The sequence below is a fragment of the Dyadobacter sp. LHD-138 genome, assembly GCF_030929615.1.
Taxonomy (GTDB): domain Bacteria; phylum Bacteroidota; class Bacteroidia; order Cytophagales; family Spirosomataceae; genus Dyadobacter.
Map to the genome: position 1 here is coordinate 186726 of NZ_JAVFVU010000008.1, position 15987 is coordinate 202712.

Below are 15987 nucleotides of genomic sequence, written 5' to 3' on the forward strand. Positions count from 1 at the left end.
GGTCTTCCTCTCAAATCATGTTTTCAAACCACTACGGCCATGGAAGTTTTTCTTAGTATCTGTCTCGGATTAGGTCTTAGTGCAAGCAGTGGTTTTCGGGTATTCCTCCCCATGCTCCTTGCCAATATTGCAGCCATGAGCGGCTGGATTTCACCGGCTGAAAGTTTTGCATGGCTGGCCACCTGGCCTGCATTTTTTGCATTACTCACGGCAACCATCGCGGAAATAGGAGGTTATTATGTCCCGTTCATCGATAATCTGCTCGATACCATTGCCACACCAGCCGCGATCATCGCCGGTACCTTGCTGTCGACTTCTTTCATACAGATCGACAATCCCGTGCTGCACTGGGGCCTGGGACTTATTCTGGGTGGCGGAACGGCGGGCATGGTTCAGGTGGGTACGGGTCTGCTGCGGTTATTGTCGTCTAAAACAACGGCAGGGTTAGGAAATCCGGTGGTGTCCACCGCTGAAAACGTTGCCTCTTTCGGTCTATCAGGACTCGCCATTTTTTTGCCAATAATCGCCATGGTGCTGGTAGTTCTGCTGATTTTATGGCTTTTTAGAAAAATAGCCAATTTAAGAAAAACAAAATAGCGTACTTTCATGTCTGATGCCATACCAGTTCATTCGCTTCCAAAGTCGCAAAGTCCGGTTCCGGCACTCAAAATTTACAGATTTAAAAACAGCAACGAAATCACGGCACAAGCACCCGAAGCGTTACCCATAACGCCTCTTCCGACGGACACGCCGCATCGTCATACCTATTACGAGATTCTTTTTATTGAGGAAGGTCAGGGATTTCACGAGATTGATTTCCATTCCTATACCATGCAAGGTACGGGGATGCACTTTATCACACCCGGCCAGGTACATCTGCTCACTTTTGCAGCGCCTTGCCAGGGATTTATTGTGGCCTTTTCAGAAGATTTTTATACTTTTTACAATCCAACCAGCCCGGCCTTATCGCATTTCCCCTTTTTCCAGATTAATAAACGACAGCCTGTTCTCCGGTTAACAGATACCGAGCGTCACTATTTTCACAACATGCTGGAAAACATGGTAGAAGACCACCTGGGAAAAGATACCGACCAGAACATGCTTGGACAGTACCTGGGTTTGTTGTTGCAAAAATGTGCCATCATCAATCAAAAAGCGGTACATACAATGACCAACACTAGTTCCTCCATACCTGAAATGGTCGGGCGTTTTCAGGAACTGGTGGAAAAAAATTTCAGGGAAATGCACGAAGTACAGCAGTATGCAACCATCCTGAATGTTTCTCCCGACTATTTGAGCAAGATCGTAAAACGATTCCTTGGCGTACAAACGCAGGAATACATCCTGGATAAGCTGCTTTTAGAGGCCAAACGCCTCCTGGTTTTTACCAACCTCAGCAGTAAGGAAATTGCTTACCACATCCACATGGACGACCCCTCCTACTTTGGACGGATCTTCAAACGCAAATCAGGACTGACCCCAAACGAATACCGCGAACATGTTCGGAAAAGTACCATTTTTTAACAAAAATGTACCTTGATGACACATATCCAGAAACATATCTTTGTATTATCCTAAAATAAAAAGGCTAAATAATACTTTTGATATCAGATCATGGAGATTCGTAACGACCTGTCCGCAGCATCGCTTCAACCGAAAATAGATCGGTTGTGGCAACTTTCAGCTGAGAAAATTAACCTTATTTCAAATGAGTACGACACCTCGAAAGGTTCTCCTATTTTTACCGTCAACGGAAAGTATACCACCCGCGGATGGACTGAATGGACGCAGGGATTTCAGTATGGTGCCGAAGTTTTACAATTCGATGTCACAGACGACGAATCATTTTTGGAAAAAGCCCGAAAAAATACCGTCGATTACATGGCGTCGCACGTCGGACACTTCGGGGTTCATGACCATGGATTCAATAATGTGAGTACCTATGGCAACCTGCTGCGCCTGATGAACGAAGGCCGCATCGCCGAAAATAAATGGGAGCGGGATTTTTACGAAATAGCACTGAAAATCTCAGGTGCGGTACAGGCAAAACGCTGGACCAACACCCGAGACGGCCAGGGTTATATCCACTCTTTCAACGGCCCGCATTCCTTGTTCGTCGATACCATCCGTTCCGTTCGGGCCCTTATGGTTTCACATTTGCTGGGACACGGTTTGATGGGTGAAAATGATGTCAAAACCAGTTTGCTCGAAAGAGGGACTTATCATTCGCTGGCAACGGCAAAATATTCCGTCTTTTACGGAGAAGGCCGTGATAGCTATGATTTATGGGGAAGAACCGCACATGAAAGCGTATTTAACACCAACGACGGAAACTTCCGCTGCCCGAATTCACAACAAGGTTTTTCAGGATTTACAACCTGGACACGCGGACTTGCCTGGGCAATGACCGGATTTGCGGAGCAGCTTGAGTCGCTTCCTTTATTCTCGGATGATGAACTGGCATCTGTGGGAGGCCGTCAGCTGATCGAGGAAATATATTTGAAAGCAGCCAAAGCAACCTGTGATTTTTACATCGCAAACACCGCTGCCGACGGAATTCCCTACTGGGACACCGGAGCTCCCGAACTGTACAAATTGGGAGACTACACAAGCCGTGCTTCCGATCCTTATAACAATTTTGAACCTATCGACAGTTCAGCAGCCGCCATCGGTGCCCAGGGATTATTACGGTTGGGAAAATATTTGAATGACAAAAATGCCACAGAAGAAGGAAATAAATACTGGCAGGCAGGACTTACAACGTTAAACACCCTGTTTGGAGAGCCTTATTTATCGACGGATCCAACGCACCAGGGACTCATCCTGCATTCGGTTTATCACCGTCCAAATGGCTGGGATAATATTCCGGCAGGGCAAAAGGTACCAAACGGCGAATCCAGCATGTGGGGCGACTATCACGCCCGTGAAGTAGCCCTGTATCTGCACAGAATCAACAAGGGGCTGCCGTATTACACATATCTGGGCGCGGTAAGATCATTGTCAATGACCAACGCATCATTAACAATTAATCCTTAACCATTAAAAATTCCCCCGTCGTCATTAACCATTCATCATTAACCATTAAAAAAGATGTCTCTCGATCGCTGCTGTATTCATACCATTACGACAAAACCATGGGCGCTGCCCGAGGCGGTTGAGAAATATGCGGCTGCCGGAGTTAAAGGGATCAGCGTCTGGCAGAATGCGACCGAGGGAATTGGTCCACGTCGTGCCGGAGAGATCATCCGCGGGGCCGGGCTTGAAATTGTTTCTTATGTCCGTGGCGGCTTTTTCCCCCATACCAGCAGTGCCGGACGTGCACGAGCGATTGATCACAATAAAAAGTTACTTGAAGAGGCCGCAACTTTGGGTGCACCGATGATCGTGCTGGTTTGCGGGGCCTCTCCGGACCAATCGCTGGATGTTTCCAGAAATCAGATTAGGGAAGGGATTGAAGCCATTTTACCATTAGCCGAAAAACTTAACGTAAAACTTGCCATAGAGCCGTTACACCCGATGTACGCCGCGGACCGTTCTGCGATCAACACACTTGGACAGGCCAATGATATGGCAGAATTTTTCAGATCGGATTATGTGGGTGTTGCCGTGGATGTCTATCACTTATGGTGGGACCAGGATCTGGAAAAAGAAATAATCCGCTGCGGAGCCAACGGAAATCTTTTTGCCTACCACGTTTGCGACTGGAAAGTAAATACCATCGATCTGTTAAACGACCGCGGGCTGATGGGAGAAGGCTGTATTGACCTCAAAAAAATCCGGGGCTGGGTTGAATCTACCGGTTTTAACGGTTTTTGCGAGGTTGAGATTTTCTCCAATATCCACTGGGCGAAAGACCAGGATATTTTCCTGAAAGAAATTACCGACGCTTTTGTTCAACATGTTTAATAAAAGCACAAGCTTCAAAAAATCTGAATTATCTATAAGCTAAAAGCTAATAGCCAACCACTAAAACCTAAAAAATGACGACTCATACCATTGGCATTATCATGAACGGCGTAACGGGCCGTATGGGAACGAACCAGCATTTACTTCGTTCCATCAAAGCAATTATTGAACAAGGCGGTGTTAAAATTTCAGCTGATGAAATTATTATGCCCGATCCCATCCTGGTTGGCCGAAACCTGGCCAAGCTCGAAGCATTGGGAAAACAATCCAATATCACAAAATTCACAACGGATCTGGATTCTGTGTTAGCCGATCCTCATTATCAGATTTATTTCGATGCACAGGTTACCGGCCGCAGAGCTCCGGCGATAAAAAAAGCGATTCTCGCTGGAAAACATATTTACTGTGAAAAGCCAACCGGCACAACGACCGAAGAAGCACTGGAACTTTTCGAACTGGCCACCGCAGCCGGATTAAAAAACGGGGTGGTCCAGGATAAGTTATGGCTTCCGGGTATGCTAAAATTAAAACGATTGATGGAAAACGGCTTTTTCGGAAAAATTCTTTCCGTTCGCGGGGAATTTGGCTACTGGGTTTTTGAAGGTCATTCGGTTCCGGCGCAGCGTCCCTCATGGAATTACCGCAAGGAAGACGACGGCGGTATTATCGTCGATATGCTTTGCCACTGGCGTTATGTGCTGGACAATCTTTTCGGTAAAGTAAAAGCGGTTTCCTGCCTGGGCGCAACCCATATCCCCGAAAGAATTGACGAGAACGGAAAGTCTTATAATTGTACTGCTGACGACGCCTGTTATGCCACTTTCGAGCTTGAAGACGATGTGATTGCGCAATTCAATTCATCCTGGACTGTACGTGTCCGCCGTGATGATTTGCTGACATTGCAGGTAGACGGCACAAAAGGATCGGCCGTTGCGGGTTTGCGTGAATGCTATACCCAACATTATGGCAATACACCAAAGCCGGTATGGAATCCGGATATTGCGCAGCCTATTCCGTTTTTTGAAGGCTGGTCGAAGGTACCCGAGCAGGAGAATTTCGACAATGCTTTTAAAACGCAATGGGAGCTATTCCTTAAACACGTTGTAAAAGACACACCGTTCCCATGGGACCTCAAAGCCGGCGCACGTGGCGTTCAGCTGGCTGAAAAAGGTATCGAAAGCTGGGAAAAACGCCAGTGGGTAACCATTGACGAATTATAAAAGTCTTTTCATAAATCACTTAAAATCATTTTATGAAAAAGACAGCACTTATCACCGGAGGAAGTCGCGGAATCGGTTTTGGCATTGCCAAAGCACTGGCAAAAGAAGGTTACAACCTAGCCATCAACGGCGTACGTGACGAAGAAAATGCCTCCGAAGCTTTGGAAGAACTCCGTCAGCTTGGCGCAGAGGTGGTTTACTGTCAGGGAAGTATCGCTTTGGCCGAAGACCGTGAAAGAATTATTGAGAAAGCATACAACGCTTTTGGACAGATCAATCTGCTCGTCAATAATGCCGGAATAGCACCCAGGGAGCGGATGGATTTACTGGAAACCACGCCTGAAAATTATCAGGAGGTATTAACTACAAACCTGGAAGGGCCTTTTTTCTTTACCCAAAGTATTGCCCGCAAAATGGCTCATGCCAAGCAGAACAACCATGCTTTTGAGGCGACGATCATTTTTGTTACTTCCATTTCGGCTACGGTTGTTTCCATTAACCGGGGCGAATATTGCGTTTCAAAAGCCGGACTGGCAATGACGAGCGCACTCTTTGCTGTGCGTATGGCTGAATACAGCATTCCTGTTTTCGAGATCCGTCCGGGCGTTATTGCAACCGATATGACTTCCAAAGTACAGGGCAAATATGACGCGCTGTTCGAAAACGGCATGGCTTTGCAGCCACGGTGGGGTACGCCTGAGGATGTTGGAAAAGCCGTCGCATCGCTTACCCGAGGCGACTTCCCCTACTCGACCGGCCAGGTGATCGGCGTGGATGGGGGGATGCTGATTGACAGACTGTAATGAGCTACTGGCTTTTAGCAGTTGACGATTAGCTCTTTGGCTCGTCGATATATTAGACCTGATCACGAATTCATTTGTACCGCTATCGGCAGTCTGCATTCGATTACGCGCCCCGGGGCTATCAGATTAATGCAGGAAATGGCATTTCGGACGACTGCTGATAGCCGAAAGCAAAATTGTCATACAATATTATTCGTGATAAGGTTTATTATTCGCACTTCCAAGTACGCTTTACGACAAAATATTCTAATGATCCAAACCAACGCCTAATTACTAATAGCTAACTCCTGAAAGCCATGTCCGTCATTCCACAATCCCGTCCGTCCTTGTTATCGCAGCTTATGCAGGTGCCGGTTATTGTTGCTGCACTTGGTTATCTGGTGGACATGTATGATCTTTTTTTATTTAGTGTCGTGCGGGTACCCAGTCTTAAAGCACTGAATGTAGCCGATGACCAGCTTTTAACACAAGGCATAAAGTTGCTGAATTATCAGATGGCCGGTATGCTGATCGGCGGCGTGCTATGGGGCATTATTGCAGATAAAAAAGGACGCCTTTCGGTCCTTTTCGGCTCGATCATCATGTACTCACTTGCCAACATTGGCAATGGATTTGTGACCTCGGTGGATCAATACGCCATCCTCCGTTTCATAGCCGGCGTAGGTTTGGCCGGTGAGCTCGGAGCCGGCATAACGCTGGTCACGGAAGTATTGCCAAAGGAAATCCGCGGTTATGGCACAACGCTCGTTGCAACTTTGGGCGTACTAGGAGCCATTCTGGCCTATTTTGTGGCTGATCTTTTTGCCTGGCGTATATCCTATTTTGTCGGTGGCGGCATGGGTTTGATACTTCTGGTGCTCAGATTCAATGTTTTTGAGTCCGGCATGTTTGAAAAAATAAAAGAGAAAAGCGTCGATAAAGGAAACATCCTGCTGATCATTGGTAATGGAAAACGATTTGCCAAATACCTGATGGCCATTCTCGTTGGGCTTCCTATCTGGTTTGTCGTCGGCATCCTGATTACTTTTTCACCGGAATTTGGCAGTGCAAAAGGTGTTGTCGGCGTGAACGCGGGAAAAGCCGTTATGCTGGCTTTTTCAGGACAGGTTTTCGGAGACATCGCCAGCGGTTTATTAAGTCAATATTTACAAAGCAGAAAAAAAGTGATTGGGTTATTTATAGGCATGTCACTTTGCATGATGGCCGTCTATTTACTAATCCCGCTGCAAGACGCATTTTCCTTTTACGCGGTTTGCGCGTTCCTTGGATTCTGTAATGGCTACTGGACTTTATTCATTACCATCGCAGCAGAACTTTTCGGAACAAATCTGCGGGCTACCGTGGCTACCACCGTTCCCAACTTTGTTCGGGGTGCTACCATTCCGCTCGCGGCACTCTTCGTCCAGTTCAAACCCGATCTGGGCGTCATCAACAGCGGCCTTATGCTCGGTATTGCCACAGGTATTATCGCGTTGATCGCCTTATACTTCCTGGAAGAGACCTTTACCAAGGATATGAATTTTGTTGAGAAAAATTAAGATTTGCATAACATCAATCAAAAAGCAGTTTTCGGGCATCCGGAAGCTGCTTTTTTGATGTATTTACGATTCACATACGGTCATTTGCCAAGCTTCTGTTTGCCGTTTAATTACTCATTCCGTTTTCAAACCACTTATCACCGGAAAGCCCCCATTCGTGTACTTTGCATTACATAGTACCTTCCATCACCTTACCTTTGATATGTACTTTAAGATTAACAGTTAACAACAACATAAAAACATATAGCCATGAAAAATTCAATCAAAACCTTCATCTGCGCATTCGCATTAGTTACTTCTGCTGCTTTCACCGCCTCTGCGGCCGATAAAGAAACAAAAAAATCGACCGGATTCGGGACGGGCATTTACACGACCAAAGCCGGAAAAATCAATGTGTTGGTCGATAAAGCCAATGCCGAAGCCAAGACTACCTTGCTTTTGAAAAACGATAAAGGCGACGTGGTTTACCGTGAAGTAATAGACAAAAATCTTCAAAAATTCGGACGCACGTTAAATGTAAATGATCTGGAAGCAGGCAACTACGAAATTAATGTGATCAGCAATGGGGAAAAACAATCCAAATCCTTTAAGCTGACCGAACAAACAACAGAACGAGTACTGAATATCCATTAATAAAACAAAGCGGGTTCAGCCATTACAGAACCGATCTATTAGCCATCTCATAAGTAATAACCTCCCGCGAAACCGGGAGGTTATTTTGTTATTCACCTGTAAGTCACACAACTATAAAATATTTATTGAAATTTTTTATAAATATCCGTTGCCAAAAATGCAGAGATAACGACTAATACGATGAAAGAATTAACGGAATCTCAAAGGTATTGAAGCAGATTACAATGAACCCAACATAAACTACATGCGTCATGAAAACTTCATTTTTAGCTTTAACATGTGCTGTTGCACTGTTCACTCCTTTTTCCTCAGCTGCCGATGATGAGAAAGGAACCAAGAAATCGGCTGGGTTTGGCACCGGCATTTATCGGACCAAAGAGGGGAAAATTAATGTATTCATTGATAAAATCGACACGAATTCCCCCACGCTGCTACTGATCAAAAATTCGAGAGGAGAGATTATCTACCGGGAAATAATCCGGAAGGGTTACCAGAAATTCGGGCGCCTGCTGAATGTAAACGATCTGGAATCAGGCAAATACGAGATCAGGGTGATAATCAACGGTGAAGCACAATCGATACCGTTTCAACTGACGGAAGAGAAAGTGGAACGTGTTTTACGGGTTGACTAAATATAATTTTATGGATTTATTAGCCATGTTAATCTAAGACGGCTCCCTGGTTCAGGAAGCCGTTTTTTTGTTGCCTGCTATGGTTTATAAAAATATCATAAAATAATATCAATAAAATGTTACCACACCAATAATCGGCTGCGACTAACCTGATGAAACGTTTCAGAGCATTTTAATTTAAACCTTAAATTAAAACAACATGTGTAACCATTCATCAAAGGGTGATCATTTTTGCATCATGCCTCCTTCTCCCGAGTTACTGGAGAAGATTGTCAAAACCAAGGCCGCACTCCTTCGGGAAGCCGACCTTGCCGACTTCAACGACGTAGATATTCTTGACCTCCGCACGTTCAGCCAGATCACCAGCCGACCTCACAAAACCCGTAACCACGATTTTGTCGGCGAGGCGCGTGAGCAGGCACCGGTGTTGGGCAACAAACGCGCCATTGTATTGCTCGTTGATTTTTCAGACAAAGCTGCGGCACAAACCCAGGCTCATTTCAACAATCTGCTCTTCTCGGTAGGCACCTATGCAACGGGCAGCATGCGCGATTTTTATAGGGAAGCGTCTTATGGGCAGCTGGATGTAACCGGTGCCGTCGCAGGCCAGGGCGGTCCTACCGCGGGTTGGTTCAGAGCTCCGCAAACCAAGGCCTATTACACCAATAATGATTTCGGCTTTGGGGCTTATCCACGGAACGCCCAGAAACTTGTTGAGGATGCCATCGACCTTGCCAATCCTTTTGTCAATTTTTCACAATACGACAATGATGGTGATGGATTTGTGGAAGCGCTGGTTATTATCTGTGCAGGTGTCGGGGGGGAACAGAGCGGGAATAAAAATGATATCTGGTCCCACAAATGGGGTATTTCACCTAAAAATGTAGACGGTGTAAAAATCGACCGTTACTTTATGGCGCCGGAAAACGGAAAAGTCGGCGTAATGGCCCACGAGCTCGGACACCTGTTATGTGGCTTACCAGACCTTTATGATACCGATTATACTTCACAGGGAACGGGTCGCTGGGATCTTATGGCAGCCGGAAGCTGGGGAAATGGTGGAGACAAACCCGCACACCCCACGGCCTGGTGCAAGGTAATAACCGGCTGGGTCACGCCCACTGTTATTTTCGGAGCAGAACAGGAAGTTACCATCCGCCCCTACAAGAGTAACAGGGATATTATCAAACTTCCCGTCGGCAGTATCAACAGTAAAGAATATTTTTTACTGTCAAACCGTAGAAAGGAAGGTTTTGACGTCTCGCTTCCCGGAGAAGGATTGCTTATTGAGCACATTGACGAAAATCAGTCGGGTAATACGGATGAAAATCATTACCTGGTTGATGTGGAACAGGCTGACGGGTTGCGACAGTTAAATCTAAATCCGCAGACCAATTCAAGTGCAAATTCCGGCGATGCAACGGATGCTTTCCCAACGGCAGCCAACAATTCCTTTACGGTATCCAGTACACCGAACAGCAAAGCCTATAACGGAACGGATTCCAAGATTTCGATCACCAACATCACGCGTTCAGGAAACAACATTACCGCAAAAATTAATGTTGGCGGCACTTCTGCATTAACCACCCTATCCAACAAAAAAGTTCTGCAGGTATTTTGCAGTCCCCATACGACAAATGCCTGGGCTTTTATCGAGTCGGCGGGATGGAGAAAAATCAGCGAGCTTACGCCAGACGGGGTCTCCAATGTATTCTTAGCGCTTGTAAAGGCCCGGATCAGCAACCAAACCGTAACGGTTCAGGTAGACGGCAGTAAGATTCATTTGCTTTATTATTAATCATTTCTTCACCTTTAAACTTTTACGATCATGAATTTCTCAAAAAAAATCTTGCAGGTATTTACTTCTCCGCACTCAAAAAATGTTTGGGGTTTTGTTGAAACACTGGGCTGGAGAAAAGTACAACCCCTTACCAATGACGGTGCAACCAACATGTTTATGGTGTTAACTTCCGCAAAGAGTAGTGGAATTGCCGTCAGCGGTACCATCAATGACGCAACAAACGAGATTACGACGATCTATTTATAGTCAGGTCATTTAAATTTATCCTTAAAATTATGGTAACCATCAATGTATTTCCACCACCTGATGCTTCTCAAAAGCAAACGGAACAAAATAACAGCTTTTCGGCGGGTCCGGAGCCGGGAAACTTCCAGTCGGCAGAAACCGCAGGCATTGACAGTAACTTACCTACTCCGTCGCTTCAGATTCAGGAGCTAACGGCGGGGAATGAAGAGCTGCCGCAGCCGACTTTGCAAATCAGTTCTTTTCAGGATCAGGGATTATCCAGTGCTGATGCGCCGGTTCCTTCTATGGATTTTTTAAATCTGACCGGGGGCTTTCAGTCAGCACCGGATCCCGTTTTCAATCCAGAAAGTGACCAAAATACCGACGCCATGATACCTTCGCCTTCTATGCTGCCACCCGGAGAAAATACAGAAGGGGCAGGTAAATCGTTATCAAAGAAAAAATAACCATGATAGCTCAACCGATGTCTTTCAGATGTAAAATCCGTATGCTTGAAATCAAAGAAGAGGGCAAGGCGGAGAGAAGGTATTGGATCACATTCGTCATCGAGGAATCACCAAAGGAAGCCGAAGGGAATTCATTTTTTGAAAAAGGCAGGCGCGCGGACGGCATCTCGTTCGATACACTGCCGACTATAAAACCCGACACGATGGCATTGGCAGATATTAAATTCTTTGGCGATCCCTTCCATCTGAACTATCAGATAAGCAACATAACGCTGATCTGAAATGCGTAAAGTAAAAAAGACAGACTCTATCCATGACCGAACGGGTTGATGTGATAAAGTCTGTCTTTTAATAACCAGGGACTTAAATTATTTCGATTCCGCACTGAGAACAGGTAACGCCGCTTCAATTTTTTCCCTTCTTGCTTCAAACCATTCCGGTAATTTTAAAGAAGATCCGAGCTCGGAAACCGTTTCATCAACAAAGAATCCAGGAGGGTTGGTCGCAATTTCAAATAAAATACCCCCTGGCTCACGGTAATAAATACTGTGGAAATAATTCCGGTCCAACACTTCGGTCGGATGATAACTTCCCGACAATAATTTCTCACGAATTTCAAGCTGTGTTTCATCACTTTCCGTGGCAAAAGCCAGGTGATGCACGGAGCCCGCGCCCTGCAAAGCACGAACATCCTTTGGCGATTCCAACACATCCACAAACGAACCTGGCCCACCTTCTCCACTTTCAAAGCGGTATATCCCCGACTCTTCCGCCACCAGCCTGTGCCCCATGACGTCGGTTAACAAAGAAACGGTCCGATCAATTTTAAACTCATTTAATGAAACGGTATAGGCGCCACGGATTGCATATTCTTTTGGTATTTTGCCATTATCCCAACCAGGACGTTTATCGGTATCATTGGCAACGAGTTCCACACCCATGCCATCAAAATCTTCAAATCGGAGATAAGTTTCATTAAATCTTCTGTATGGCCCCGCATAAGGTATTCCAAACTGCACCAGACGGTCCATCCAATAACCCAAAGACGAAGTGGGAATTGAAAACGCCGAAAATGTCAGCTGTCCGCCACCTTTACGACCACGCACCAAACCGGCATACGGAAAGAATGTAACGATCGAGCCGGGTGTGCCGGTTTCATCGCCATAATATAAATGATAAACATCGGGTGCGTCAAAATTTACTGTTTTTTTCACCATCCTCAACCCCAGAATCCCTACATAAAAGTCCACATTTCTTTGTGCGTCACTGGCCAATGCCGTGATGTGGTGTAAGCCGTTGATCAGATTATTCATAATTCAGAAATTTATATGTTATTACATTTAATGTATATACATTAAATGTAATAATTAAGTTCATTGCCTGGAAAAACATTAAAAATTACATTCCAAAAACAATACTTATGGCTCATAAGGAGATCGTTACAGAATTTCACTTTTGGGATAAGTGACTAATCTTGTCTGTTAAACACTATTCACAAACCCTGTTATCCTATGAATTCTCGTCGTGATTTCCTTCAAAAGGTTTCTCTGGGTATCGGAGTAACTGCGCTTTCCGGCCTTCCTGCATCGGCGAATAACAGTCCCGAACCTTTTGTTCGTCCGGAAAAACAGCTACGCGTTGCGCTGATGGGCCTGGGCAGCTACGCAACGCGCGTCGCTGAAGCCATGCAGAGCTGTAAGCTGGCAACGCTCGCTGGTGTTGTTTCAGGTACCCCTTCCAAAATCAACACATGGAAACAGAAATACAACATCCCGGACAAAAATACATATAACTACCAAACGATCAGTGAGATAAAAAATAATCCTGACATTGATATCGTTTACGTCACCACGCCAAATTCGCTGCACCACAAACACGTATTGCAAATTGCGGCAGCAGGCAAACATGTGCTTTGTGAAAAGCCGGTTGCCGATAACGCCAAACAGGCAAGAGAAATGATTGCTGCCTGCGAAAAAGCAGGTGTCAAATTTTTTATTGGCTATCGCATGCATTTCGAACCGCATACACGCGAGCTGATCCGCATGCGCGAGGCGGGCGAACTTGGAAAAATCATGCATGTGAACAACTACATGGGTTTCAAAAGCGGCGATCCGAACCAATGGAGGCTAAAAAAAGCATTAGCGGGCGGCGGAGCGATGATGGATGTAGGGATTTATGCCCTCAACGGAGCGCGTTACGCAACCGGTGAAGAGCCGATCTGGGTAACGGCGCAGGAAAGTAAAACCGATCCGGTAAAGTTTAAGGAAGTTGACGAAACGATCACGTTTCAGCTGGGTTTCCCAAGCGGTGTCATCGCAAACTGCGGCACGACTTACAATTTCAATAATTTTGAAAGGCTTTATGTTATTGGCGATAAAGGATTTGCAGAACTAAGTCCGGCCTTTGGTTACGGCCCGATCAAGGGAAGAACTCATCTGGGGCCGATGAACCAGCCTGTGGTAACCCACCAAACTTTACAGATGGACGGTATTGCCGATATTATTTTAAACAATAAACCGGATCCGAATGTAACGGGTCACGAGGGATTGAAAGATATGATCGTCGTGGATGCCGTTTATGAGTCGATTCGAAAAGGCGGACAAAAAGTTTTTATCAATAAAGTATAGTCAAAAGCCCGGTTTTGCGAGACCGGGCTTTTTTCGGTCTTATAAAAACATCAAACTATATGATAACGCCTGGTGATGCCTTACCTTTGCGATTTATTTCGAATCTTAAAAGTTTCATTGCCATATGGCCGATCATATCAGTAAATTACAACAGTCGATAGAGCCGCTTCGCCAGCAAATTATCAATCATAAAGTTTATTCAGCCATCACCGAGCTCGAAGACCTGCGGGTTTTCATGCAATATCATATTTTTGCAGTTTGGGATTTCATGTCACTTTTGAAAGCGCTGCAAAATAATCTTACCTGCACCACTGTGCCCTGGTTTCCAAAAGGATCGGCTGAAACCAGACATTTGATCAATGAAATTGTCCTTGGAGAGGAAGCCGATATTGATGAAAACGGCGACCTGAAAAGTCATTTCGAACTGTATCTGGAAGCGATGCAGCAAAGTGGCGCGGATATTATCCAGATAGAAAAATTCATTTCCGCGCTGAAATCCGGTAGCAGCCTTGCTGCTGCATTTGAGATTTCCGACGCACCGAAAGCGACGAGAGATTTCGTAAATTTCACCTTCGATATCATCAACAGCGGGAAAGATTACCTTCAGGCGGCAACTTTTACATTTGGCAGAGAAGACCTCATCCCAAATATGTTCCATTCGATTGTAAACGACATCGGTAAAACATTCCCGAATGAGGTGTCCATTTTCAAGTATTATCTGGAAAGACATATCGAAATTGACGGAGATCATCACAGCAACCTGGCTTTGCTAATGACATCAAATCTTTGTGAAGAAAACGAAACGTTCTGGAAAGAAGCGGAAGTGGCTACCATCCAATCCCTTCAAAAAAGAATTGATCTTTGGGACGCTGTTTATGACCAAATTGCTTTCAATAAAGCAATTTCTAACTAATCTGACCGGCTTTTCCATTGGCTCAAAAATCCAAAAAAATACATACCGAAAAAACAAGTCTGCATGCCCGGAACCTGCACCGGGACCGGTATGATTTTAAACGATTGATACAGGGTACTCCGGAGCTGTTCAGGTTTGTTTCGATAAATCCCTATGGCGATGAATCGGTTGACTTCTCAGATCCGGAGGCCGTTAAATCGCTTAATAAAGCGCTTTTGAAACATTTTTATGGAATTGCTTACTGGGATATCCCTGAAAATTATCTTTGCCCCCCGATACCCGGACGGGCAGATTATATTCACCATCTTGCCGACCTACTGGGAGCATCCAATCATGGAAATTTCCCCGTTGGAAAAACGACAAGCATACTGGATATTGGTACAGGCGCCAATTGTGTTTATCCGATCATCGGTCATCGAGAGTACGGATGGAGCTTTGTCGGTTCTGATATTGATTCGGTCGCTTTTGATTCCGCGCGCCGGATCGTAGAAAACAATCCGTCACTGGAAGGTGCAATCGACTGCCGCCTCCAAACTTCATCACAGCATATTTTCAAAAGCATCATCAAACCAGGCGAATACTATGACGCCACCATTTGTAATCCGCCGTTCCACGCCTCACTTGCCGAAGCGCAGGCAGGGACGAAACGAAAGTTGACAAACCTGGGCTTAAAGAAAACCGGTAAACAAACCCTGAATTTTGGTGGACAAAATGCGGAGTTGTGGTGTGAAGGTGGCGAGGAAACTTTCGTAAAAAAAATGATTTCGGAAAGTATCGAATTTCAGGAGCAGTGTCTTTGGTTCACATCCCTTATTTCCAAAAAAACAACATTACCCGGCGTGTATGGCGCGTTGAAAACGGCGAAAGCTTTTGAGGTAAAAACCATCGAAATGGCACAGGGACAAAAAGTAAGCAGGTTTGTCGCCTGGACGTTTTTTGATAAAAATAAACAGAAGGAATGGCGTAAAAGGCGTTTTTCGATCTGAGAGAGCGTTTGATGATAATGCAATGATCAGGATTATTCTTCTGTCACCCTTTCAGGGTTTTGCGTGAGCGCCTTCCGACATGTTTTCTATAATCATGCCATCCCTTCGGGATTGTTCCCCCCAGATAATGGCATCCAAATGCATAGAGGCTATTTTAATCCCGAAACGATAAGTAGTATTATAAAAGACCAATAAAAATGCCCCCAAAACCCTGAAAGGGTGGCACAAAATTCAAA

At 45.3% G+C, this 15987-nt stretch carries 17 protein-coding genes; 16 read left to right on the top strand and 1 reads right to left on the bottom strand.

The annotated features are described in order from the left end of the window. The first annotated feature begins 39 nt into the window (after window positions 1–39). The 13 genes from RB622_RS08450 (at window position 40) to RB622_RS08510 (ending at window position 11506) form a co-directional block, all read left to right on the top strand. Window positions 40–597 (top strand): DUF4126 domain-containing protein, encoded by a 558-nt coding sequence (locus RB622_RS08450; RefSeq protein WP_308046122.1) that lies wholly within the window; start codon window positions 40–42, stop codon window positions 595–597. Window positions 598–606: 9 nt separating this feature from the next. After that, window positions 607–1524, top strand: a complete 918-nt coding sequence (locus RB622_RS08455; protein WP_308046123.1) for an AraC family transcriptional regulator — start codon at window positions 607–609, stop codon at window positions 1522–1524. A 90-nt stretch (window positions 1525–1614) separates the two neighbouring features. Next, entirely contained in the window at window positions 1615–3036 is a 1422-nt protein-coding gene (locus tag RB622_RS08460; RefSeq protein ID WP_308046124.1) for a glycosyl hydrolase, read from the top strand. Between the two features lie 54 nt (window positions 3037–3090). Then, the gene (locus RB622_RS08465) at window positions 3091–3906 is read left to right on the top strand and encodes a sugar phosphate isomerase/epimerase family protein (protein WP_308046125.1); all 816 of its coding nucleotides are present in this window, start codon (window positions 3091–3093) and stop codon (window positions 3904–3906) included. Window positions 3907–3980: 74 nt separating this feature from the next. Beyond that, entirely contained in the window at window positions 3981–5126 is a 1146-nt protein-coding gene (locus tag RB622_RS08470) for a Gfo/Idh/MocA family oxidoreductase (protein WP_308046126.1), read from the top strand. A 32-nt stretch (window positions 5127–5158) separates the two neighbouring features. After that, a complete protein-coding gene (locus RB622_RS08475; protein WP_308046127.1) occupies window positions 5159–5929 on the top strand; it encodes a 3-ketoacyl-ACP reductase in 771 nt (256 codons plus the stop codon). A 296-nt stretch (window positions 5930–6225) separates the two neighbouring features. After that, a complete protein-coding gene (locus tag RB622_RS08480; RefSeq protein WP_308046128.1) occupies window positions 6226–7467 on the top strand; it encodes an MFS transporter in 1242 nt (413 codons plus the stop codon). A gap of 249 nt (window positions 7468–7716) precedes the next feature. Continuing rightward, window positions 7717–8100, top strand: a complete 384-nt coding sequence (locus tag RB622_RS08485) for a hypothetical protein (RefSeq protein WP_308046129.1) — start codon at window positions 7717–7719, stop codon at window positions 8098–8100. Between the two features lie 251 nt (window positions 8101–8351). Next, the gene (locus RB622_RS08490; RefSeq protein ID WP_308046130.1) at window positions 8352–8732 is read left to right on the top strand and encodes a hypothetical protein; all 381 of its coding nucleotides are present in this window, start codon (window positions 8352–8354) and stop codon (window positions 8730–8732) included. Between the two features lie 199 nt (window positions 8733–8931). Next, entirely contained in the window at window positions 8932–10530 is a 1599-nt protein-coding gene (locus tag RB622_RS08495) for a M6 family metalloprotease domain-containing protein (RefSeq protein WP_308046131.1), read from the top strand. 30 nt (window positions 10531–10560) lie between these two features. Continuing rightward, window positions 10561–10779 (top strand): hypothetical protein, encoded by a 219-nt coding sequence (locus RB622_RS08500; protein ID WP_308046132.1) that lies wholly within the window; start codon window positions 10561–10563, stop codon window positions 10777–10779. Window positions 10780–10808: 29 nt separating this feature from the next. Then, window positions 10809–11225: a hypothetical protein gene (locus RB622_RS08505; protein WP_308046133.1), complete on the top strand. Its 417-nt coding sequence runs from the start codon at window positions 10809–10811 to the stop codon at window positions 11223–11225. A gap of 17 nt (window positions 11226–11242) precedes the next feature. Next, window positions 11243–11506, top strand: coding sequence for a hypothetical protein (locus RB622_RS08510; protein WP_308046134.1), 264 nt, complete (start codon window positions 11243–11245; stop codon window positions 11504–11506). Between the two features lie 87 nt (window positions 11507–11593). Here RB622_RS08510 and RB622_RS08515 read toward each other — a convergent pair whose 3' ends face one another. Then, the gene (locus tag RB622_RS08515) at window positions 11594–12538 is read right to left on the bottom strand and encodes a ring-cleaving dioxygenase (protein WP_308046135.1); all 945 of its coding nucleotides are present in this window, start codon (window positions 12536–12538) and stop codon (window positions 11594–11596) included. A 198-nt stretch (window positions 12539–12736) separates the two neighbouring features. Here RB622_RS08515 and RB622_RS08520 point away from each other — a divergent pair, with 198 nt between their 5' ends. From RB622_RS08520 to rlmF, 3 genes are all read left to right on the top strand, one after another. Next, window positions 12737–13852 carry a Gfo/Idh/MocA family oxidoreductase gene (locus tag RB622_RS08520; RefSeq protein ID WP_308046136.1) on the top strand — a complete coding sequence of 372 codons (1116 nt, stop codon included), beginning with the start codon at window positions 12737–12739 and terminating at the stop codon, window positions 13850–13852. Between the two features lie 124 nt (window positions 13853–13976). Continuing rightward, window positions 13977–14765 carry a DUF3050 domain-containing protein gene (locus RB622_RS08525; protein WP_308046137.1) on the top strand — a complete coding sequence of 263 codons (789 nt, stop codon included), beginning with the start codon at window positions 13977–13979 and terminating at the stop codon, window positions 14763–14765. Between the two features lie 17 nt (window positions 14766–14782). Next, entirely contained in the window at window positions 14783–15751 is a 969-nt protein-coding gene (gene rlmF, locus RB622_RS08530; RefSeq protein ID WP_308046138.1) for a 23S rRNA (adenine(1618)-N(6))-methyltransferase RlmF, read from the top strand. Window positions 15752–15987 lie beyond the last annotated feature (236 nt).